This is a genomic window from Haloleucobacter albus, assembly GCF_052492075.1.
Genome location: NZ_JBQWAS010000030.1, coordinates 111,207 through 132,647 on the forward strand (window position 1 = coordinate 111,207; position 21,441 = coordinate 132,647).

At 62.4% G+C, this 21,441-nt stretch carries 18 protein-coding genes; 4 read left to right on the forward strand and 14 right to left on the reverse strand.

Going from position 1 to position 21,441, the window contains the following annotated elements; genetic code table 11:
* Positions 1 to 101 precede the first annotated feature (101 nt).
* Positions 102 to 566, reverse strand: coding sequence for an iron response transcriptional regulator IrrA (gene irrA / locus ACT6QH_RS14055; protein ID WP_444975559.1), 465 nt, complete (start codon positions 564 to 566; stop codon positions 102 to 104).
* A gap of 380 nt (positions 567 to 946) precedes the next feature.
* On the opposite strand from irrA, the gene ACT6QH_RS14060 reads away from it, so the two are divergent.
* Entirely contained in the window at positions 947 to 1,471 is a 525-nt protein-coding gene (locus ACT6QH_RS14060) for a disulfide bond formation protein B (RefSeq protein WP_444975454.1), read from the forward strand.
* 17 nt (positions 1,472 to 1,488) lie between these two features.
* Here ACT6QH_RS14060 and ACT6QH_RS14065 read toward each other — a convergent pair whose 3' ends face one another.
* On the reverse strand, positions 1,489 to 2,046 hold the full coding sequence (locus tag ACT6QH_RS14065; protein ID WP_444975455.1) for an HNH endonuclease: 558 nt from the start codon (positions 2,044 to 2,046) through the stop codon (positions 1,489 to 1,491).
* 157 nt (positions 2,047 to 2,203) lie between these two features.
* The gene (locus ACT6QH_RS14070) at positions 2,204 to 2,926 is read right to left on the reverse strand and encodes an alpha/beta hydrolase (RefSeq protein ID WP_444975456.1); all 723 of its coding nucleotides are present in this window, start codon (positions 2,924 to 2,926) and stop codon (positions 2,204 to 2,206) included.
* A gap of 342 nt (positions 2,927 to 3,268) precedes the next feature.
* Here ACT6QH_RS14070 and gluQRS point away from each other — a divergent pair, with 342 nt between their 5' ends.
* Complete coding sequence (gene gluQRS / locus ACT6QH_RS14075) at positions 3,269 to 4,195, forward strand: tRNA glutamyl-Q(34) synthetase GluQRS (protein WP_444975457.1); 927 nt, start codon at positions 3,269 to 3,271, stop codon at positions 4,193 to 4,195.
* On the opposite strand, the gene ACT6QH_RS14080 is transcribed toward gluQRS, so the two are convergent.
* From ACT6QH_RS14080 to ACT6QH_RS14115, 8 genes are all read right to left on the reverse strand, one after another.
* On the reverse strand, positions 4,175 to 5,113 hold the full coding sequence (locus tag ACT6QH_RS14080; RefSeq protein WP_444975458.1) for an AEC family transporter: 939 nt from the start codon (positions 5,111 to 5,113) through the stop codon (positions 4,175 to 4,177). The two genes, gluQRS and ACT6QH_RS14080, sit on opposite strands and share 21 nt — an antisense overlap.
* Positions 5,114 to 5,380: 267 nt before the next feature.
* A complete protein-coding gene (locus ACT6QH_RS14085; RefSeq protein ID WP_444975459.1) occupies positions 5,381 to 5,803 on the reverse strand; it encodes an MliC family protein in 423 nt (140 codons plus the stop codon).
* 24 nt (positions 5,804 to 5,827) lie between these two features.
* Positions 5,828 to 6,469 carry an NUDIX domain-containing protein gene (locus ACT6QH_RS14090; protein WP_444975460.1) on the reverse strand — a complete coding sequence of 214 codons (642 nt, stop codon included), beginning with the start codon at positions 6,467 to 6,469 and terminating at the stop codon, positions 5,828 to 5,830.
* Positions 6,466 to 8,133: an ABC transporter ATP-binding protein gene (locus tag ACT6QH_RS14095; protein ID WP_444975461.1), complete on the reverse strand. Its 1,668-nt coding sequence runs from the start codon at positions 8,131 to 8,133 to the stop codon at positions 6,466 to 6,468. The genes ACT6QH_RS14090 and ACT6QH_RS14095 overlap by 4 nt, the downstream gene beginning before the upstream one ends.
* Positions 8,134 to 8,143: 10 nt before the next feature.
* Entirely contained in the window at positions 8,144 to 9,307 is a 1,164-nt protein-coding gene (locus ACT6QH_RS14100; protein ID WP_444975462.1) for an ABC transporter permease, read from the reverse strand.
* Between the two features lie 4 nt (positions 9,308 to 9,311).
* Positions 9,312 to 10,424, reverse strand: coding sequence for a microcin C ABC transporter permease YejB (locus ACT6QH_RS14105; protein WP_444975463.1), 1,113 nt, complete (start codon positions 10,422 to 10,424; stop codon positions 9,312 to 9,314).
* A 41-nt stretch (positions 10,425 to 10,465) separates the two neighbouring features.
* Positions 10,466 to 12,460: an extracellular solute-binding protein gene (locus ACT6QH_RS14110; RefSeq protein WP_444975464.1), complete on the reverse strand. Its 1,995-nt coding sequence runs from the start codon at positions 12,458 to 12,460 to the stop codon at positions 10,466 to 10,468.
* Entirely contained in the window at positions 12,457 to 14,394 is a 1,938-nt protein-coding gene (locus tag ACT6QH_RS14115; protein ID WP_444975465.1) for an extracellular solute-binding protein, read from the reverse strand. Before ACT6QH_RS14115 ends, ACT6QH_RS14110 begins: the two co-directional genes overlap by 4 nt.
* A 228-nt stretch (positions 14,395 to 14,622) precedes the next feature.
* Here ACT6QH_RS14115 and bluB point away from each other — a divergent pair, with 228 nt between their 5' ends.
* Together bluB and ACT6QH_RS14125 are read left to right on the forward strand one after the other, a co-directional pair.
* The gene (bluB, locus tag ACT6QH_RS14120) at positions 14,623 to 15,357 is read left to right on the forward strand and encodes a 5,6-dimethylbenzimidazole synthase (RefSeq protein ID WP_444975466.1); all 735 of its coding nucleotides are present in this window, start codon (positions 14,623 to 14,625) and stop codon (positions 15,355 to 15,357) included.
* A 170-nt stretch (positions 15,358 to 15,527) separates the two neighbouring features.
* Positions 15,528 to 16,265 (forward strand): hypothetical protein, encoded by a 738-nt coding sequence (locus ACT6QH_RS14125; protein WP_444975467.1) that lies wholly within the window; start codon positions 15,528 to 15,530, stop codon positions 16,263 to 16,265.
* Between the two features lie 126 nt (positions 16,266 to 16,391).
* On the opposite strand, the gene ACT6QH_RS14130 is transcribed toward ACT6QH_RS14125, so the two are convergent.
* The 3 genes from ACT6QH_RS14130 to ACT6QH_RS14140 all read right to left on the reverse strand — a co-directional run bounded on the left by ACT6QH_RS14130 (position 16,392) and on the right by ACT6QH_RS14140 (position 21,249).
* Positions 16,392 to 18,365, reverse strand: coding sequence for a MacB family efflux pump subunit (locus tag ACT6QH_RS14130; RefSeq protein ID WP_444975468.1), 1,974 nt, complete (start codon positions 18,363 to 18,365; stop codon positions 16,392 to 16,394).
* A gap of 15 nt (positions 18,366 to 18,380) precedes the next feature.
* Entirely contained in the window at positions 18,381 to 19,610 is a 1,230-nt protein-coding gene (locus tag ACT6QH_RS14135) for an efflux RND transporter periplasmic adaptor subunit (protein ID WP_444975469.1), read from the reverse strand.
* Positions 19,611 to 19,728: 118 nt separating this feature from the next.
* A complete protein-coding gene (locus tag ACT6QH_RS14140) occupies positions 19,729 to 21,249 on the reverse strand; it encodes an efflux transporter outer membrane subunit (RefSeq protein ID WP_444975470.1) in 1,521 nt (506 codons plus the stop codon).
* Between the last annotated feature and the right edge of the window lie 192 nt (positions 21,250 to 21,441).

The following is a 21,441-nucleotide window of genomic DNA, read 5'->3' on the forward strand; positions in this document are numbered from 1 at the left end:
AAAGAGCGCAAGGCCCGCAATCCTGCCGGGCTTGCGACAATTCGGGGTGACAGAAACATGCCTGTCAGCCCGTGATATTCAGCCTGGCAAGGCTCAGGCCATCAGACTCGGGAGACCTTGCGCAGCCGCACCACGACATCCACGCGGGCAATTTCATAACCCTCGGGCGGCTCGGGCAGGTGGCTCAGCTCTACCTCACGGGCCGGAATATCCACCAGATCATTCTTCTCCTCGAGATAGAAATGGTGGTGATCTGAAGAGTTGGTATCAAAATAAGTCTTGGAACCATCCACCGCCACTTCGCGCAGCAGTTTGGATTCCGTGAACTGATGCAAGGTGTTGTAGACGGTGGCGAGAGAAACCGGGAAGCGTGCCTTGATGGCTTCCTCATGAAGGATTTCCGCGGTCACATGGCGGTTGCCCTTGGCGAAAAGCAGCCAGCCGAGGGCGAGACGCTGGCGCGTGGGGCGCAGGCCCACTTCGCGCAGCATTTCGCGCACATCATGGAATGGGCATCCTGTGCGCCGCGCCACGGAAATGTCACGCAACTGTGCCACTGGAAGCATGAGATCCTCAGTGCCTTCAGCGCCCGGCGTGACGGGAATGCCGAAGGCGGAGCGGGTTCGAGTCATATCGTTCATGTCAGGCCGCAATCCGCTTGAGCTACCATCAGGTCTGTCGGTCCGGGAGGCGCTCTAGTTGCGAATGCCTCCGAACACGACTTGCGACTTATAGCCGAAATCATTCGGGTGCGCCATCTTTCTCTGGTAGAATGAGAATGACTCTAAACTGGCGCCCGCGTGGGGAAGGCCATGGCGGAGCTGAAGCGGCTTTGTGCTTGAGCTGGTGGACATTCCGGCAGATGCGCGATACCCCGGAATGACATTTCGGGAGCCCGGTGCAGGCGTTTGTTGCGCCTGTACGGACCGGTTCAGAAGAGGTTTGCGTGAGCTCAAATCCCCGTTCGGCCTTTTCCCTGCCGGCTGCAAGCGCCCTGATTCTCGCGCTGGGCTCTCTCTTCGCGCTGGCGGCGGCCTGGTATTTCCAGCTGGTTATTGGGCTGGCGCCCTGTCCGTTATGTCTGGAGCAGCGCATGGCCTATTATGCCGGCGTGCCTCTGGCCCTTCTCAGCCTTGTTCTGCTTGTTTTTGGCACGGAGCATCACGCATGGGTGCGGATGGGGCGGGTGCTGTTGGGCGTGCTGGCTCTGGCCATGTTCGCGAATGCGGGGCTGGCGGCCTATCATGCCGGGGTGGAATGGGGCTTCTGGGCCGGACCGGCCAGTTGCGCCGGCGGTGTCCCGCAAATGACGACAGATGTGCTGGCTGCGCTGAAGGGCGCACGCGTGCCGCGCTGTGATGATGCGCCGTGGCGGCTGTTTGGCGTTTCCATGGCGGGCTGGAACGTGCTGATCGCTGCGGGCCTTGGCGGTGTTGCAAGCTGTGGCGCGCTCTGGCCCCGAAAGGGCTGAAGGTATTTCGCGCCGGGTCAGGGCTCCAGCTCGGTATCCCAATAGAGATAATCCAGCCAGCTCTCATGCAGATAATTGGGCGGAAACTGGCGCCCGTTCTGGTGAAGATCCTGAATGGAAGGGGGGTAGGGCATCTGAGCCGGCCACATGTCGATATCGGCGGGCATGGCGCTGCCCTTGCGCAGATTACAGGGCGAACAGGCCGTTACGACATTTTCCCAGGTGGTTTGCCCGCCCCGGGCGCGGGGAATGAGGTGATCGAAGGTGAGATCATCGCGGGAGCCACAATATTGGCAGGAGAAGCGATCTCTCAAAAAGACATTGAAGCGGGTGAAGGCCGGTTGTCGGGTGGGCTTCACGAAAGTTCGGAGGGAAATGACGCTGGGTAATCGAAACTCGAACCCAGGACTTCGGACCGCCTTATCGTAATATTCGACGATATTTACCCGGTCCAGAAACACCGCCTTGACCGCATCCTGCCAGGACCAGACGGACAAGGGATAGTAGCTCAGAGGCCGATAGTCAGCGTTGAGCACAAGGGCAGGCCAGCTGCCGGATTTTATTGCACAGCTCAAGGGCTTTGCTCCCCCGCCATACGCCCCGTGCAGAACGGACGCATTGCAGTTCGGACGCATGAAAGTGCCGCGGGAAACGCCAGCTACAGCGCTTCCGCGCGGCCATATTCTACATGGCGCGTGTCATTCTTGTGAAGCTGTCTTCTTTATCTTGTTTTCAGTGCACGGTGCCATGAGCGCCAAGAGGTGGCGCGCCGAAGGTCTGGGGGCCGAGCAGGGCGGAGAGAAAATCGCCACCGCGTGTGATTCCAGCCGTATCTATGCCGTGGGGCAGGTCCGGGCACATATGCCATTCCACCGGCACGCCGGCATTGGTCAGGGCGTTGGCGGAGGCAAACAGCGCATCGGAGGGCACCACCTCATCCTGTGCGCCATGCACCAGCAGAACCGGCGGTGGCGCGCTGAAGGCTTCCGCAGGTGGGTGGGCAATGCCTGCCCACAGGCCGGAATAGGAAATGATAGCCGCCGGCGGCCGGGCGGCATTCAGCCCGGCGTGAAGCGCCATCATCGCACCCTGGCTAAAGCCCACCAGCGCCATGCGTTCGGCGGGCAGGTTCAGCCGGGCCAGCTCCTGGGCCAGAAAGGCTTCCAGCATGGGAGCGGCGGCCTCCACTCCGCGTGCGAGTTCGTGTGGGTCCAGCGCATCCAGTGGAAACCACTGCCGGCCCACCGGGGCTTCGCTACAGGGCTGGGGCGCGTGGGGGGAAACGAAAGCTGTACCCGGCATATGGGCGCTCCAGCTTTCGCCCAGATCAATCAGGTCCCGTCCGTCGGCGCCATAGCCATGCAGCAGCACCACAAGGCTGTCTGCGGGGCCGCCATGACGCGGCGGCAGGCGCGGACCATCCAGAACAGGCGTCGTTTCGTCGTGAAGGGGCATGAGCAAGGCTCCTCCGGGCTTGTAAACGCACTGAACAGACAGCAGCCGAATATCTCAGGCTGCCGGAGAGCCCACATTCTAGGCATGAAATGCACCGTCAGGCCATGGCCTGACGGTGAAATGCAGGTCGAGAAGCTGTTTTTATTTCCGTAGGGGAAGTTTGATGGGGTGCGGGCATGGGCCATGCTCCTGGCAGGGCTCATGCTTTTGCCCTCTCATGTTATGTTGCCTTTCTTTCCCTCCACCTGGTTCCACCCGTCACCTGATCCCCGCCATGACGATCATCCCTGAAGTGATGTTCTGCTGTCCTTGTCCGTCCCCGTGCGCAAAAGGGGTGCGGGCATGAGCACGCTTGTGTGTCGTTTCGCGCCCAGCCCTAATGGGTATCTGCATCTGGGCCATGCATTTTCGGCCATATTGAATGCGCGCACGGCCGAGCGGGCCGGGGGGCGGTTTCTGCTGCGGCTGGAAGATATCGATTCCGCACGCTGTCGCCCGGAATATGAGCGGGCTATTCTGGAAGATATGGCCTGGCTGGGGCTTCAAGCGGCAGAGCCACCGCGCCGGCAATCTGCCCATTTCGCCGATTATGCTGCGGTTCTGGATCGGCTGGAAGCGATGGGGTTGATCTACCCCACCTTTGAAAGCCGGGGCGAAATCGCTCGTGCGGTTGTCGCACAGGAAGAGGCGCGCGGCGTGCCGGCCCGTCGGGACCCGGATGGCGCACCACTTTATCCCTTTTCGCGAACCAGCTTGTCTGATGTCGCGCGGGCGCAACGGCGCGCGGCGGGAGAGGCTTTCGTGCTGCGTCTGGATATGGCGGCGGCGCTTGAGGTGGTGGGAGCAGCGCCGGTCTGGCAGGAAACGCAGGGCGATGATCCGCTCGGTTCACCGGCGGCTGTGCAGCATATGGATGCGCATGCATGGGGGGATGTCGTGCTGGCGCGGCGCGATACGCCGACATCCTACCATCTCTCCGTTGTGGTGGATGATGCGCTTCAGGGTGTCACTCATGTCATTCGTGGGGCGGATCTGAAAGCGGCGAGCGTGGTTCATGTGCTGCTGCAACGCCTGCTGGGGCTGCCGTCGCCGGTTTATCACCACCACCGGCTCATTCTGGATGAGGCTGGTCACAAGCTTTCCAAAAGCCATGGGGCAACCAGCCTGCGGGCTCTGCGCGCTGCGGGTGTATCGGCGCAGGAGATATATGAGCGGCTGGGCCTTGCCGTACCGTCGTGTCTGAAGGGCTCACAGGCCCAGCACATATAGCCAGATCGCAATGGTGAAGACGGACAAGAGAGTGGACAGGGACACGGCGCTGGTCGCGATATGGACACCCAGTCCATAGCGCTGGGCCAGCAGATAGCCATTTACCCCACTGGGCATGGCGGCGAACAGCACGGCTACACCGGCCCACACGGGCGGCATCGGCAACAGCAGGGTGAGCAGGAACACCGCCAGCGGATGCACCAGCAGTTTGAGCGTGCTGATGAGCAAAGGCGGGCGCAGATCGCCGCCAATGCCATAACGCTTGAGCGAAAGCCCCAGAGAGATCAGCGCGCAGGGCGTGGCGGCGGCCGCGATCATGTCGATCATGTCGCGTGGAACCCCGGAAACGCTGACACCGGTCATCTGGGCCAGCCCCCCCGCATAAATGCCGAGAAGAATGGGATTGAAGGCCAGCGCCTTCAGCAGCCGGCGGCGTGTGGCCGATGTGGCGAAGCTTGCCCCGCCTTCCAGCAGCAATGTGGCGGCCACCATCATCACCGGCAGGTGAATGGCCAGCAGCAGAAAAAGCGGCACCGCTCCGGCTTCGCCATATGCGCTGAGAATGAGCGGAACGCCTACAAAAACGGTATTGGCCTGCCCGGCCGTGAAACCATGAATGACCGCCTCATCATGGTTGCGGCCAAACAGCTTGCGCGCCGCCAGCATGGCCAGCGCAAACACGAAGAAGGCGCCGCTGAAATAGGCGATCCAGTAGCCCCAGGGCTGGGCATCGGGCAAATGGGCGTCACTCAGCGTCTTGAAGATGAGCACCGGCACAGCGACATTGAAGACGAATTCCGCCAGCCCGTCGGAGGCTCTTTCGCTCATCAGCCCGCTGCGCGCGGCCCCATAGCCCACTGCGATGAGCCCGAAAATGGGCAGGAGAATGATCGCGATTTCCGCGAGAACATGGCTCATGGGCTCTGGCTGTGTGCAGGCAGGCGGCTGGACCGCTCGCAATGGGCAGTGATGGCGGGGCAGGCCATCGGCACCGTGCTATCTCCCGGCGGCGTATTTCATGCCTTCCGGGAGGTGGCATGGTGCCGTTTCATGTTGTGCGCCGTTTTTCCATGTCGAGCAAGGGGACGGGCAAAAGGGGGGCGCAGCAAATCCGTGCTGCAACATGAAAGGGGCGGGCCTTGCAGCCCGCCCCTTTCATCATTTTGATCGTCAGCGGTGACGATCTCACTTCTTGTCGGTCACGGTCTTGCAGCTGTAGAGGACGTTTTCATCCTCATCGCGGGTCAAATCGCGCAGAATGCCTTCATCGCCTTTGGCCCACCATTCATAAGGGCCGGAAACATAACGGCTGCCGGATGCGGAGATGGCGGAGACGAAAAGCTGGGCAACACCCTTCACCCGTATAATGGCCAGCACATTGGGCCCGGCATTCACATAGGTGACGGAGAGCGGCCAGCCCTTGTCGCATTCATAGCGCACGGGGTTCGTTTCCACGGGGCCCGGACCGAGGGTGAGAGTGGTGCGGGCCCGCAATGCGGGTTCCGTACTGGCAGCCAGACCTGGACTTGTCAGGCTGGGGCTAATCATGGCTGCGGTGGCGATGGCGAGCGTGCCCATGGCAGAGATGAGAGTGCGATGCGTTGCCATATCCGGGCTCCTTGGTCGTTCCGGTCAGGTGGGGCGAATGAGTTGCGGCAGGCGGCCCCGGTTCAGGGCGAGCCATTGCAGGGCGATGACAAGATAGCCATTGGCGCTGCGCCCCTCTGCCACCATGGCAATGGCCCGGTCAACCGATAAAAGGAAGGGACGGGTCAATTCTGCCTCGTCAGCCATGCCGCCGCGCTCTGGCAGCTCCGTAGCATCCACAATGCCGAGAAAGAAGCTGGCATATTCATCTATGATACCCGGTGTGGGCAGAAAACGCAGCATGGGCACCAGAAGGCGCGGCTCCAGTCCGGTTTCTTCCACACATTCCCGCCGGGCGGCGACTTCGGCTTCCTCTCCGTTTTCAAGGCCACCGGCGACGATTTCCACCATTTCGGCCCGTTCCGCCCCCAGCATGAGAAAGGCCGGCAGGCGGAACTGGCGGATCAGCACCACGCTGTCTCGATCCGGGTCATAGAGCAGGATGCCAACCGTATGGCCGGCGCGAAGCACATCGCGCTCCTGATGCAGGGGGGCGCTGCCCGGCACATGCAGGGTAACGTCGAAGCGTTCGTAATTCTTGTAAGCGCCGGCCAGCAGGCGGGGGGCGGAAACCTCGACATCGGCCGGGCCATCCTGCGGCAGGGCTGGGCTGTGGGGCTTGCTCATGGGTTCACCACATTTTCCGGCGCTGTTTCCAGCGAGAAGGCTGCGGCGAACAATGCACGGGTATAATCCTCCTGCGGGTGCTCAAACACCGTCTTGGCCGGCCCCTGTTCCACCACCACGCCGCCACGCATCACCAGCAGATGGCTGGCCAGCGCTGAGACGACCCGCAAATCATGGGTGATGAACATGAAGGCGAGATCCCGCTTGCGCTGGAGGGCGCGCAGCAGTTCGACAATCTGGGATTGAACGATCATGTCGAGTGCGCTGGTGGGTTCGTCCAGCACTACGAAATCCGGCTCCAGCGCCATGGCGCGGGCGATCGAGATGCGCTGACGCTGCCCACCGGAAAATTCATGCGGATAGCGATGGCGGTCTTCCGGGTCGAGCCCGACATCGGCGAGCGCGGCGATCACCCTTTGCTCGCGCGCGGCGGCGGAAAGGTCGCGCGCATGCACCAGCAGGCCCTCGCCCACAATGTCGCCCACCGACATGCGCGGTGAGAGCGCGCCATAAGGGTCCTGAAACACCATCTGCATGTGGCGGCGCAGGGGGCGCATGGCCTTGAAGCCGAGGCCGTCAATGCGCTGGCCAAGATAGGCGACCTTGCCGGTGCTGGAAATGAGCCGCAGCAGAGCCAGGCCCAGCGTGGTCTTGCCGGAGCCGGATTCGCCCACCACACCCAGCGTTTCACCCCGGCGGATGGATAGGCTCACCCCGTCCACCGCCTTCACATGGCCCACCGTCTTGCGGAAGAAGCCGCGCTTGATGGGGAAGTGGACTTTCACATCCTCGGCCTTCACCACCACATCGCCTTGCGAGGCGGGGGCCGGGTCGGGCGTGGGTTCGGCTTCCAGCAGTTCGCGCGTATAGGGGTGTTGCGGGTTCAGGAAGGTCTCTTCCGCACCACCCTGTTCCACCACCTCTCCCTTCTGCATCACGCAGACCCGGTCGGCGATCTTGCGCACGATGTTGAGGTCGTGGGTGATGAACAGCATGGCCATGCTGAGGCGGGCCTGAAGATCCTTCAGCAGTTTCAGGATCTGCGCCTGAACAGTCACATCAAGGGCGGTGGTGGGCTCATCGGCGATCAGCAGATCGGGCGAATTGGCAAGCGCCATGGCGATCATCACGCGCTGGCGCTGCCCGCCGGACAATTGGTGTGGATAGGAGGAGAGGCGCTGTTCCGGGTCTGGAATGCCCACCTCGTGAAGCAGCTCCAGCGTGCGGGTGCGGGCGGCGGAAACACTCATGCCGCGGTGGAGAATGAGCATCTCCCCCACCTGCTTCTCGATGGTGTGCAGGGGGTTGAGCGAACTCATCGGCTCCTGAAACACCATGGTGATGCGGTTGCCGCGCACCCCGCGTAATTCGCGCTCGGAGACCTGAAGCAGGTCACGCCCCTCAAACAGGATCTGCCCGGAGGGGTGGCTGGCGGCCGGATAAGGCAACAGCTTCAGGATGGAGAGCGCCGTGACCGATTTGCCGGAGCCCGAGCCGCCTACCAGTGCCAGCGTTTCGCCCCGGCGGATATCGAAGGAGGCCCGGTTCACCGCCAGCGTGTCCTGCCCCTCGCGGCGGAAGGCGACGGAGAGATCGCGCACCGACAGCAGGGGTGTTTCGGCGGCAGGGTTGGGGGCGATAGGGGGAAGAGAGGTGTTTGTCATGGTCTCTCCCTCACGCAAAGGTCTTGCGCGGGTCGAATGCGTCACGCACCGCCTCGCCGATGAAGATGAGCAGACTCAGCATCACACCCACCGTGAAAAAGGCGGTGAGACCCAGCCAGGGCGCCTGGATATTGTTCTTGCCCTGCGAGAGCAACTCACCCAGCGAGGGCGAGCCCGGCGGCAGGCCGAAGCCGAGAAAGTCCAGCGCGGTCAGTGTCATGACGGAAGACGACATGATGAAGGGCAGCATGGTCAACGTTGCCACCATGGCGTTGGGCAGAAGGTGACGGGTCATGATGGTGAAATTGCCGACCCCCAGCGCCCGCGCCGCGCGCACATATTCGAAATTGCGAGCCCTCAGGAATTCCGCCCGTACCAGCCCCACCAGCGAGACCCATGAGAACAGCAGCAATATGCCCAGCAACACCCAGAAGCCCGGCACCAGAACCGATGAGATGATGAGCAGCAGATAGAGCGAGGGAATGGCGGTCCAGATCTCGATGAAACGCTGGAACAGCAGATCCACCCAGCCGCCGAAATAGCCCTGCACCGCGCCCGCTGCGACCCCGATGATGGAGGAAATGACGGTGAGGATCAGGCCAAACAACACAGAGATGCGGAAGCCATAAATCAGCCGGGCCAGTACATCACGGCCCTGGTCGTCCGTGCCCAGCCAGTTCCACTCCAGCCCCCCGCAGCCGGAAACGCCCTTGCGTTCGGCCACTTCCTTGCACTGGTCTTCGCTCAGCATCCATGTGGGCGGGGAGGGGGCGGGGGTCGGCAGGTCCAGATTATGAGTGGCGTAGGAATAGCGGATGGGCGGCCAGATCATCCATCCGCCCTTTTCGGTAATCAGTTCCTGCACATAGGGGTCGCGATAATCGGCCGTGGTTTCGAAATCGCCGCCGAAATCGGTTTCCGGGTAGGCCTTGAAGACCGGGATATAGAAATGGTCTTCGTAGGAGATCAGCAGCGGCTTGTCATTGGCGATGAAATTCGCGCCCATGGAGAGCACGAACAGGATGGAGAAGATGACGAAGGACCAGTAGCCGCGCTTGTTACGCCGGAAATTGAGCAGACGTCGCCGGTTCAGCGGCGAAAGCCAGCGGCGCTTTTCAGGCGCGGTTCCGGGCAGGGGGGCAGACAGGTTTTCGGGGGTGGTGGCCGTGTTCATCGCCTCACACCTCCCGGCTTTCAAAGTCGATGCGCGGGTCCACCAGCATATAGGTGACATCCGAGACCAGGCTCACGATCAGCCCCACCAGAGAGAAGATGTAAAGGGTGGCGAACACCACCGGATAATCCCGGTTCAGCACGCTCTCGAACGACAGTAGGCCCAGCCCGTCCAGCGAGAAGATGGTCTCGATCAGCAGCGAGCCGGTGAAGAAGGCCGAGATGAAGGCTCCCGGAAAGCCGGCGATGACGATGAGCATGGCATTGCGGAACACATGGCCATACAGCACCCGCCGCTCGCTCAGCCCCTTCATCCGCGCGGTGGTGACATATTGCTTGCGGATTTCTTCTAGGAAGGAATTCTTCGTTAGCAGCGTCATGGTGGCGAAGGCTCCCAGCACCATGGAGGTGATGGGCAGCGCCAGATGCCAGAAATAATCGACGATTCGTTCCGGCCAGCTCATCTGCCAGAAATCCTCCGAAACCAGCCCGCGCAACGGGAACAGATCGAAGAAGGAGCCGCCGGCGAACAGCACGATCAGCAAAATGGCGAACAGGAAGGAGGGCACCGCATAGCCGACAATCACCACGGCCGAGGTCCAGATATCGAAGCGTGACCCATCGCGCATGGCCTTGGCGATGCCCAGCGGAATGGAAATGGCATAGGTGAGCAATGTCATCCACAGGCCGAGCGAGATGGAAACAGCCAGCTTTTCCGAGATGAGATCAATCACCGAGATGTCGCGAAAATAGGAGCGGCCGAAATTGAAGGTCGCATAATCGGAGATCATCTTGAAAAAACGCTCATGGGCGGGCTTGTCGAAGCCGAACTGCTTTTCCAGCTCCTGAATGAAGGCCGGGTCCAGCCCCTGCGCCCCGCGATATTTGGAGCTGATGGCGTCTCCGGTGCCGGCCGCCTGGGCGCCCGCCGCACCGGAGAAATCACTTCCGCCACCGGAAATGCGCGCGGTGGCGGAAACATCATCGCCGGTAATCTGGGCGATCACCCGTTCCACCGGCCCGCCGGGCGCAAACTGCACAATGACGAAGGACACCAGCATGATGCCCAATATGGTGGGAATCATGAGCAGCAGGCGGCGCAGGATATAAGCGAGCATCGGGTCTCCCGCTCAGGCGTGAAAATGAGGGATGGGGAATATCATTGCGGCATCGCATCGGTGTTGCCGGTGCTCCACCATGTGTCGAGCGCACCGAGTTCATAATAGGGCTTCACCTTCGGGCGGCCGAACACGTTCCAGAAGGCGATGCGGTGGCTGTTCGCATACCATTGTGGAATCCAGTAGAAATTCGCCCGCAACACCCGGTCCAGCGCCCGGCATATGGTGGTGAGCTGTTGCGCCGAGCTGGCGGCGATGGCCTGCGCGATGAGGCTATCCACCGCCGGATCGGAAATGCCGGCCACATTGTAGGAGCCGGGCGTGCGTGCCGCCTCGGTGGAGAAATAGGCCCGCAACTCCTCCCCCGGATAGGGTGAGAAGCTGTAGCGGCGCGAGACCACGTCAAAATCGAAATTCTGGAGGCGCATCTGGAATTGCGCCGGGTCCACCACCCGGTAGGTGGCGCTGATGCCGACCTTCTTCAGATGGCCGATGAAACGGGCATGGTGGCGTTCCATCGCGCCGTCGAAGTCCAGAAACTCAAGGGTGAAGGGCTTGCCCTTGTGGTCCACCAGCCGGCCCGCCTGAAAATGATAGCCGGCCGCCTTCAGCAGGGCCACGGCCTTCAGGCGCAAGGCCCTGTCCTCACCCGAGCCATCGGAAACGGGCGGGATAAAGGGCAGGCCGAAGACCGCCTCCGGCACCTTGCCGCGGAATGGCTCCAGAAGCTTCAGTTCGGCGGGCGAAGGCGCGCCCTCGGCCATCATGTCCGAATTCTGGAAGAAGGAGGATGTGCGCGCATAGGCGTCATACATCAGGTTCTTGCGGGTCCATTCGAAGTCGAACAGCATGTTGATGGCTTCGCGCACCCGCCGGTCGAAGAATTGCGGGCGGCGGGTATTCATGAACCAGCCCTGCACGCCGGAAAAGCTGTTGTCCGGCAGTGTATCCAGCTTCACGCGGCCATCGCGCACGGCGGGAAAATCATATTGGGTGGCCCATTCGCGGGCGGTGAATTCCTCGCGAAACAGATAGGCCCCGGCTTTGAAGCCCTCGAGGCTGGCGATACGGTCGCGGAAATATTCGTAGCGGATGGTGTCGAAGTTGTAGCGTCCGGTCATCACCGGCAGCTTCTGGCCCCAATAGGTATTCACCCGCTCATATTCGATGAAGCGCCCGGCCTCGAACCGCGCCACGCGATAGGGGCCGGAGCCGAGGGGGGCCTCGGTCAGAGACCGCTCGAAAGGGTGCTGGCCCAGAAACGCCTTCGAGAAGATGGGCAGGCCGGCGGCGGTGAGCGGCGCGCTGCGCGAACGCCCGGCGGCAAAGCGCATCACCACGGCGTGAGGGCCGTCGGCCTCCACGCTGGTGAGGGTGCGCAGCGCCATGCGGATGGTTTCATAGCCATGGGCCTTCAGCGCCTCGAAGCTGGCCACCACATCGGCGGAAGTCACCGGCGTGTCATCATGGAAGCGAGCTTCCGGCCGCAGCAGAAAGCGATAGGTGAGCCCGTCTTCGGAAACCTCAACTGCATGGGCCAGACGCGGATACATGGCGGATTTCTCATCACCCGCCGCTTCCATCAGCGTGTCATGAACAAGCTCGATGCCGAAAGCTCCATTGCCGCGCTGATTGTAGGGGTTCAGCGTATCAAAGCTGTTGAAAGACTGGTTGTAGAAAACGCTGCGGCCCACCTGCGAGAAGGGGCCGCCCTTGGGCGCATCCGGGTTCACATAATCGAAATGGCTGAACCCGGCCGGATAGCGAAGGTCCCCAAAGAAGGAGAGGCCGTGGCGCTGGGTCATGGCCTGTGGCGTGCCGCTGTCCTCCAGTATCGCAGCCGCTTCCTGCGCACGGACCGGGCCAGCCATCAGGCCGCCCGTCACACCGCTGCCCACCATGCCGCCCACCGCACACAGAAGGGTGCGCCGGGTGAGACCGGCCTCAGCGGGCAGGCATGGTGACGCTCCCCGCTTGCCGGTTCCGGTCTCAGATGTGTCAGCGGGGGTGGGGACGGTGCGCGGGGTGTCGGTCATTGGGCCTTGTTCCCCTGTGCCGGCTTTTGTCCCTGCGAGCTGGCGCCGATGCGGGCGGCCTTCTCCTTGTCGAACCACCAGATGTCGGGGAAGGCATAGCTATAGGCGGGCAGCGCCTCGGGGTGGCTGAAGCGGTTCCAACGCGCGGTGCGGGTGAAGTTCAGCGTCCAGGCTGGCACGACAAATTCGTTCCACATCAGCACCCTGTCCAGCGCATGGGTGGCGGCGACAAGGTCCTCGCGGTTCTTCGCATAGATGACCTTCTCGATCAGCATATCGACGGCCGGGTTCGCGATGCCGGCGAAATTGTAGCTGCCGGGCTGGTTGGCGGAGGAGGAGCCGAAGAAGCTGCGTTGCTCATTGCCGGGCGAGAGCGACTGGCTCCAGCCGGAGACGATCATGTCGAAATCCCGTGCCCGCACCCGGTTTACATATTGGGAGCTGTCCACCAGACGAATGTTCACGGTAATGCCCAGACGCTCCAGCGCGGGCTTGTAGAACACCGCCACGCGCTCCATCGCCGGGCTCGCCAGCAGGATCTCGATGGTGAAGGGCTCGCCCTTCGCATTCACCAGCTTGCGGTTCTTCACCTCAAAGCCGGCCTCCTTCAGCAGACGGGCGGCGGCGCGCAGATTGTTGCGGCGGGCGCCTTCATTCCCGGCCACCGGATTGGTGTGGGGCGTGGTGAAGACCTCCTGCGGCAGGGTGCCGGGCAGGGCTGTGTTCACCGCCTGTAGCATCTCCAGTTCACGCCCTTCCGGCAGGCCGGAAGAGGCCAGTTCCGTGCCGGCGAAGAAGGAGTTGACCCGTATATACTGGCCGAAGAAGAGGGTGTGGTTCATACCCTCGAAATCCAGCGCATAGTTCAGCGCCTGCCGCACCCGCCTGTCCTGGAACTTTTCACGGCGCAGATTGGGAATGAATGCCTGCATCACGCCCACGGCGCGGTTCTCGAACATTTCGAGCACGACATCCCCGGCCTTTCGGGCGGGAAAATCATAGGCGGTGGCCCAGTTCTTGGCCGAGCTTTCCACCCGCCAGTCATACTGGTCGGCCTTGAAGGCTTCCAGCATCACGGTTTCATCGCGGAAATACTCGTAGCGGATCTCATCGAAATTGTGCTGGCCCACATTTACCGGCAGGTCCTTGCCCCAGTAATCGGGCATGCGGGCATAGGTGATGGAGCGGCCCGGCACCACCTCCTTGATGCGATAGGGGCCGGAGCCCAGCGGCACTTCAAGCGTGCCCTGGGTGATATCACGCGGCTTGCCATCCGGGCTGGTGCCGGTCCACCAGTGCCGGGGCAGCACCATGAGCTGGCCGACAATCTGCGGCAGCTCGCGGTTGCCCGCCTGATCGAAGGTGAAGGTCACCTCGCGCGGGCCCGTCTTCTCGGCCTTCACCACATGGCTGTAATAGAAGCGCTGGCTGGGATTGTTTGCGGTCAGCGCCTCGAAGGACCACACCACATCCTCCGGGGTCACCGGCTGGCCGTCATGCCACGTCGCGCCTTCGCGCAGACGATAGGTGGCGGAGGAATAATCCGCCGGATAGCTCAGCCCTTCCGCCAGCAGTCCGTATTCGCTGGATACCTCATCATGGGAGGGGGCCATCAGCGTATCATACAAAAACTGCATGCCGCTGGCAGGGGTGCCGCGTGGCACGATGAAGTTCAGTGAATCAAATGTGCCATCTGTGCCCAGACGCAGCACGCCGCCCTTGGGCGCCTGCGGGTTCACATAATCGAAATGGGCAAAGCCGGGCGGGTATTTTGGCTCGCCCATGAGGGAAACCCCGGTGCGGAAGGGGGGCTGTTGTGCCGGTTGCGGGCTTTGGGCCTGTGCTGTGGCGCTTTCTTCCGCATGGGCGGCCAGTGAGAGTGGGCCGGCCATGGCGGCGCAAACGAGGGCAAGGCAGGCAGTGCGCGCAAACATCGGCAACTCCGGTTCGAATCCTCGGACGGACACGGGATAACTGATTATGACATCTCCCGCGACGGCAGAAACAAGGCGGGATGGTCTGGAAATGGGCCTTCCGGCAAAAACAGTGGGCTCTGTCCTCAGAAGAAGCACCCCTGTTGCGGCCCGGTGATGGCAGGTTATGGATAGCACCTTGTGAAAGGGGCGGCAGGGCAGCCTGCGCCGGCCGGAGGGAGATCGCGTATGGCGCAGGACAACAGTTTTTCACCGGCAGAGCGCGAGGCTATCTATCGCTGCATCCATGAAAGACGAGATGTGCGCCGCAATTTCCTGCCGGACCCGGTGCCGGATGATGTGCTGGCCCGCGTGCTGGCTGCCGGCCATGCGGCCCCCTCCGTGGGCTTTCTCCAGCCCTGGAACTTCATCGTGATTCGCCAGCCGGAGACAAAGACGGCCCTGCATGAAGCGTTTCAACGGGCCAATGAGCAGGCCGCAAACATGTTCGAGGGTGAACGGCGCGCGCTCTATCGTTCGCTGAAACTGGAGGGCCTGCGCGAAGCGCCGCTTTTGCTGTGCATCACCTGTGAGCGGGACCGGGCCGGCCCGGTGGTGCTGGGGCGGACCCATCAGAGCGAGATGGATGTCTATTCCACGGTGTGCGCGGTGCAGAATATCTGGCTCTCCGCCCGTGCCGAAGGGCTTGGCATGGGCTGGGTTTCCATCGTTTCGCTGGATGATGTGCGCACCATTCTGCGCATCCCTGAAAGCGTCGTGCCTATTGCCTTGCTGTGCGTGGGTTATGTCTCGCAATTTGAAACCGTACCGGATCTGGAACAGGCCGGGTGGCGGCGGCGCCTGCCCTTGGCGGAACTCGTGTTCGATGAGTGCTTTGGCGCATCTGGAAACACGGCGGACATATTGAAAAGCAAGGGTTGTTCTGACACTGAAATACTGGACCCGACCGAAGACGGCCTGTAGAGAGGGGGCGTTCATTGCGGGCCCCCTGGGGCTGTGCGGTATAAAGTTACATCCGGATGCCTGTGGCGAGGGGCGTGCGCGCCATGGGCTCAAGGCCATCATCAAAGGGCGGTGAATTGGGACGTCACTTGCATATTGCGGGGACCGGCCGGGCCGGAACAACTTTCCTCGTGCGCTATCTTACGGCTCTGGGGCTCGACACCACCCTGTCGCGCAACCCCGATACGCCTATTGATGAAAACGCCAATGCCGGGCTGGAAGAGCCGCTGCATCTGCTGGATGACGCTTCCACGCCTTATGTCTGCAAGAACCCCTGGCTCTATCTCGTCATTGACGAGCTGATCGAGAGCGGGCGCTTTGAGACCGATGGCGTCATCATTCCCATCCGTGACCTGAGCCATGCCGCCCGCAGCCGGGTGGTGGTGGAGCAGCAGGCCATGCTGAAATCCGCACCTTGGCTGAGCGAGCTTCAGGCCCCGTGGGATGTGTGGGGCACGGTGCCCGGCGGCCTGCTCTATTCAATGGATGAGAAAGACGCCGAGCGGGTTCTGGCCGTCGGCTTCTATCATTTGGTGGAGCGCCTCACCCGTGCGGGCATTCCCTTCGCCTTCCTGCATTTTCCACGTTTTGCGCAGGATGGGGACTATCTCTTCCAAACCCTGAAGCCCTTCCTGCCGGACGTGGGTGCCGAGGCCGCCCGCGCCGCCTTCAATGAAACGGCGGACCCCTCCAAAATCCGCATCGAAGCGCCCAGCCCGGTAAGCGAGGCTGTGGTGCGTGAGCAGAATGATGCGCTGAAGCGTGAAATGCGCAATCTGCGCAAGCAGCTGGAGGAAAAGGACGAACAGTTGCGCGAGGCGCGCGTCAGCCCGCTGCGCCGCGCCATGCGCCGTATGCGCAAGGGGTGATGTGTCAATCGGGTGATGTGTTCGGGGAACTCAGCCCCCTTCACACACTGTTCTGATCTTCTGCATGTGAAAAGGCCGGGGCATTTGCCCCGGCCTTTTCACATGGCGCTTGAGGTTTCGGCATCATCAGTTCCGGCTCAACGCCTCCACCGGGTCCAGCATGGAGGCGCTGCGCGCCGGCAGGAAGCCGAACAGGCCGCCGATCAGACTGGACGACAGAAAGGCCACCACAATGGAGGTGGTGGAATAAATCAGCGTGAAGGTGGAGCCGACAAAGGCGAACACATAACCAAAACTCAGGGCCAGAGCGATGCCGGTGACGCCACCAATAATGCACACCAGAACCGCCTCGGTCAGAAACTGCTGAAGAATATCGCTGCGCCGGGCACCCACGGCCATGCGCACTCCAATTTCCGCCACACGCTCCGACACCGAAACCAGCATGATATTCATGACCCCTATGCCGCCGACCAGCAGCGAAATCAGCGCAATGGCGGCGATCAGCAGGGTCAGCGTCTCTGTGGTGGAGGTGATGGTTTTGCGGATGTCATCGGTATTGAGAATGAAGAAGTCCCGTGTGCCATGGCGCTGGGTGAGGAAGCTGGTGACGGCTTGTTCCGCCAGTTCGGTATCGGTATCGTCATTCACACGCACGGTGATGGAGCGCAAGGTGGTGCTGCCCAGAATGCGGGTCTGCACCGTGGTGTAAGGCAGGTAGATGGACAGGTTCTGGCTGCCGCCAAACCCACCCTGCTGCTGCGCCGCCACGCCGATGATCCGGCAGGGCACTGCACCCACCAGAATGACGCGCCCGACAGGATCGCCATCATCATCGTCGAACAGGGTCTTGCGGGTATTTTCGTCAATCACCGCCACCTGTTCCATGTGTCGCACCGCTTCCGGGCCGAACAGGCGGCCGGAAACCAGCCTTGTGCCGCGGGCATCGAAATATTGTTCGCTTACCCCATTCACCAGCGCGGTCGCCTCCTTCGGGCCGAAGCGCACTGTGGTGGAGGTGGAGACGGTGGGCGTTACCGCCGCCACATAGGGTTGCTGGGCCAGCGCGCGGGCATCGGCAATCACCAGCGTGGTGATCTTGCCTGAGCGGACATCGCCGAAATCCTTGCCGGGAAAAACCTCCAGCGTGTTGGTGCCGAGCGATGAGATGTTGGACAGAACCTTGCGCCGTGAGCCTTCGCCCAGCGCCACCACGGCCACCACGGAGGCAATGCCGATGATGATGCCAAGCATGGTGAGGAAGGTGCGCAGCTTGTGCGCCTGCATGGCCAGAAGCGCCATGCGGAAGGCTTCCTGAAAGCGCATCAGAGCGGCCGCCCAGGAGCGGGAGCGGGCGGCATCCAGCGCCCGCGCCTGCGTGGCTTCGGGCTTGCCCTGCGAGGTCGGGGCGGCTTTTCCCGTGCGCGTATCCGAGATGATGGAGCCATCGGAGAACTCAATGATGCGTTCCGCCCGCGCCGCCACTTTCGGATCATGGGTCACGATGATGACCGTTTTGCCCTCGGCATGCAGCTCTTCCAGAATGCGCAGTACATCTTCGCCGCTGGCGGTATCCAGTGCGCCGGTGGGTTCGTCGGCGAGGATGAGATCTGCGCCATTCATCAGCGCACGGGCAATGGAGACGCGTTGTTGCTGGCCGCCGGAAAGCTGGCCGGGGCGGTGGTCCGTACGCTCTCCCATACCCAGCCGGCCCAAAAGCTCCAGTGCGCGGTCGCGGCGGGTTGATGTGTCCCAGCCGGCATAGATAGCCGGAATTTCCACATTGCCCAGCGCCGTCAGTTCGGAAAGCAGATGATAGCGCTGGAAGATAAAGCCGAAGTGCTCGCGCCGCAGGGCCGCCAGTTCATCCGGCTCCAGAGAAGCGGTTTCTCGCCCATTGATGCGGTAGCTGCCGGAGGTGGGGCGTGACAGGCAGCCCAATATGTTCATCAGGGTGGATTTGCCGGAGCCGGAAGCCCCGATGATGGCCACCATTTCACCGGCCTCAATGGTGAGGTCTATATCTTTCAGAACGGTGAGCACGCCCTCGCCGGCTGGAAATTCGCGCCGCAGCTTTTCAAGAACGATCAGCGGTTCGGCCATTTCTTCCTCCCGCTGCTAAAGCCCCATGGGCGGCCCGCGCCGCCGCATGGTGCCGCCGGATGCGCCTGCTGCAAGTTGTCCGGTAATCACCCGCTCACCTTCATTGAGCCCTTCGGTGATTTGCACGCGGGTTTTGTTGTTCAGGCCGGTTCTGACCTGCCGCAGGCTGATGGAGCCGTCGTTGCCCAATATCTGCACGCTGTAGAGCCCGTCCTTGCCGCGCGCGCCCAGTGCGGCGGAGGGAATGGTGAGCACATTCTCCGCTTTGTCGAGCACGATATAGACTTCCGCCGTCATATAGGTGCGCAGGCGGCCTTCCGGGTTCGGTATATTGAACAGGCCGTTGTAATAGATGGCCTCGGATGATGAGGACGCGCTGCTGGAGCTGGTTGAGGATGATGAAAAACTGGAATCGCTCTTGATGGATTCCGGGGCGGGCTCGATGAATTCCAGCCGGGCCTCATAGCGCCGGTCCGGCTCGCCGATAATGTTGAAGTAGATGGGCTGGCCGGGCTTCACATGCACCACGTCCGCCTCGGAGATTTCGGCCCGCACGGTCATGGTTTCCAGATCCCCCAGAATGATGATGGTGGGGGCCGATTGTGAGGCGTTCACCGTCTGCCCTTCCTGAGTGACGATGGAGAGCACCGTGCCATCAATGGGGGCGGTGATGCGGGTATAACCCAGATTGGCCTCCGCGGTGCTGACAGCCACTTCCGCTTCGATGATCTGTGCCTCAAGCGCTGCTATCTGCGCGCGGGTGGTGGCGACTTCCGCCTCGGCGCTCTCGAAATCGGCGCGTGAAACGGCGGTCTGACGAATGAGCTTGTCCTGACGGGCCAGAGTCAGCTCTGCCAGTTTCAGGCTGGCTTGTTTCTCCTGCTTCTGGGCGCGCACATTGGCGAGCGCCGCCTTGGCCGTGCGCAGGGCGTTTTCCTGGGTGATGGAATCAATCTCCGCCACCAGTTCGCCCTTGCGGATCTTCTGACCCAGCTCCACCGCAATGGCGGTGACGCGGCCGGAAGCTTGCGCACCCACGGCCACCAGACGCGCCGGTTTGAGAATGCCGGTGGCGAGCACGGTTTCCTCAATGGTGCCGATGGTGGCCGGCGCGCTCATGATGCGGGGTTGCTCGGGCGGGAACAGCCAGTCCCACAGCACGAACCAGCCCAGCAGGGCGGCAATGAGTACTGCGCCAATGGTGATGATGCGCCGCTTGCCAGCGCGCAGATCCGTTGCGGTCATCCGGCCCTCTCGTCAGATGAAATGCCGGGCATGTGGGCAGCAATGGGCGGGCTGCCGAAACAGGGGCATGTCATCTCGTCTCTTTCTGGCGCATCTGCCCTGACTGTTTCCGAATGGCTCATGGCCGGAAGAAGGGCAGGTGCGGCCCGGTGTTCACATCAATCACGGCCGGGGTCATCACATCCATCTCGCCATTCCAGCCGCCGCCCAGCGCCTTGTTGAGCGCGACATAATGGGTGGTGATGGCCACGCGGCTTTGCAGCAGCGCATCTTCTGCCGAATAGAGCGAGCGTTCCGCGTCCAGCACTTCAAGGAAGCTGGTGGAGCCGTTGCGATACAGGCTGTGGGAGAGCTGCGCCGCCTGTCGGTAAGCCTCTGCGGATGCGGTGAGCTTCTGCGTCTTGCGCCGCTCCTGGGTGAGGGCGACAGAGGCGTTCTCCACATCTTCCAGCGCGGTGAGTACGGCGGCATGATAGGCAAGAAAGCTCTGGTCGCGTTGCGCCTCGCGCACTTCCACTTGGGCCTTGAGCTGGCCGCCTTCAAACACCGGCACGGTCAGGGTGGGCCCCCATGCCCAGCTGATGGAGGAGCCGCGGGCCAGATCGCCAATCTTGGTGCCCATGGTGGAGACATTGCCGGTGAGACTGACGCTGGGATAGCGCTGGGCCTCCGCCTGTCCGATCAGGGCGGTGGACTGGGCAAGATCCCGTTCGGCCTGTCGCAGATCCGGCCGGTTGCGCAATACATCCGCCGGCACGCCCTTGCGCACGCCGCGCCGGGGCACCGGAATGGGCCGGCTGCGCGCCATGCGGCGGTTCAGGGCGGTGGGGTGCTGGCCGGTGAGTACCGCGAGGCGATGCGCTGTCTGCGCATAGGCGGCTTCCAGCTCGGGAATGGTGGCTTCGGTGCTGGCGGCCTGCCCGGCGGCATTGGCGGCATCCACCGCACTCACCGCGCCGGCTTCCATGCGGGTGCGGGTCAGCTCCGCCGTCTCGCGCTGGGTGGCGGCCGTGCGTTTGGCCAGGGCGATGCGGGCCTGATAGCCGCGCGCCGTGACATAATTGGCGGCCACATCCCCCACAAGGGTGAGCAGGGTGGCGCGCAGATCATCTTCGGCGGCCTGTGCACCATAGCGCTCGGCTTCCACGGCGCGGCGATTGGCCCCGAACAGATCCAGCTCCCAGCTGGCATCCAGCCCGGCCTGATACTGGCTGTAGACGCCGGAGCGTTCCACCACCCCATCTGTGCCGGTGCGCGAGCCATTGTCTCCTCGTGTATAGGAGGCGCTGCCATCCACGGCCGGAAACAGGCCGCCCACCTGCTGGCGATAGCTGGCGCGGGCTTCGCGCACGCGGGCTCTGGCGGTGGCGACATCCAGATTGTTGGTGACGGCTTCGTCCATCAGCGCATTCAGGGTGGAGTCATTCAGGGTCCGCCACCAGTTGGCGAGCTGAGGGGGGCTGGCCTGGGCGCTTTTGCCATCTGCATTCCAGCTTCCCGGCAGGCGGAAATCCGGTGCGCTATAATCCGGCCCTACGGAGCAGGCCGCCAGAAGCAGGCTCAGCGCCGGAACCGCCAGAAGACGGCGAACAGGTTTCCATGAGGGGAAGGCAGGTGTTTCGCGCGGCTCAGGCACCATTGTCTCGCATCATGAAGAGGTTGCGCCCGACGCCACCAGCCGCGAAAAAAGCTGGGCCTCTTGAAAAACAGAGGCCGGCGCGAGAGACTATATTTAAGAAACCGTGAATTACCCCTATTTGCGTCGCGGGGCGCTGTCAATGCGTCCAGTCTGTCTCCGGGGTGTTTTGCGAAGGATTTGCAGAAAGGTGCG

Coding starts and splice junctions, on each gene's coding strand:
- irrA (WP_444975559.1), bottom strand. CDS start 566: ATGCTTCCAGTGGCACAGTTGCGTGACATTTCCGTGGCGCGGCGCACA.
- ACT6QH_RS14070 (WP_444975456.1), bottom strand. CDS start 2,926: ATGCCCCTTCACGACGAAACGACGCCTGTTCTGGATGGTCCGCGCCTG.
- gluQRS (WP_444975457.1), top strand. CDS start 3,269: ATGAGCACGCTTGTGTGTCGTTTCGCGCCCAGCCCTAATGGGTATCTG.
- ACT6QH_RS14080 (WP_444975458.1), bottom strand. CDS start 5,113: ATGAGCCATGTTCTCGCGGAAATCGCGATCATTCTCCTGCCCATTTTC.
- ACT6QH_RS14085 (WP_444975459.1), bottom strand. CDS start 5,803: ATGGCAACGCATCGCACTCTCATCTCTGCCATGGGCACGCTCGCCATC.
- ACT6QH_RS14090 (WP_444975460.1), bottom strand. CDS start 6,469: ATGAGCAAGCCCCACAGCCCAGCCCTGCCGCAGGATGGCCCGGCCGAT.
- ACT6QH_RS14095 (WP_444975461.1), bottom strand. CDS start 8,133: ATGACAAACACCTCTCTTCCCCCTATCGCCCCCAACCCTGCCGCCGAA.
- ACT6QH_RS14100 (WP_444975462.1), bottom strand. CDS start 9,307: ATGAACACGGCCACCACCCCCGAAAACCTGTCTGCCCCCCTGCCCGGA.
- ACT6QH_RS14105 (WP_444975463.1), bottom strand. CDS start 10,424: ATGCTCGCTTATATCCTGCGCCGCCTGCTGCTCATGATTCCCACCATA.
- ACT6QH_RS14110 (WP_444975464.1), bottom strand. CDS start 12,460: ATGACCGACACCCCGCGCACCGTCCCCACCCCCGCTGACACATCTGAG.
- ACT6QH_RS14115 (WP_444975465.1), bottom strand. CDS start 14,394: ATGTTTGCGCGCACTGCCTGCCTTGCCCTCGTTTGCGCCGCCATGGCC.
- bluB (WP_444975466.1), top strand. CDS start 14,623: ATGGCGCAGGACAACAGTTTTTCACCGGCAGAGCGCGAGGCTATCTAT.
- ACT6QH_RS14130 (WP_444975468.1), bottom strand. CDS start 18,365: ATGGCCGAACCGCTGATCGTTCTTGAAAAGCTGCGGCGCGAATTTCCA.
- ACT6QH_RS14135 (WP_444975469.1), bottom strand. CDS start 19,610: ATGACCGCAACGGATCTGCGCGCTGGCAAGCGGCGCATCATCACCATT.
- ACT6QH_RS14140 (WP_444975470.1), bottom strand. CDS start 21,249: ATGGTGCCTGAGCCGCGCGAAACACCTGCCTTCCCCTCATGGAAACCT.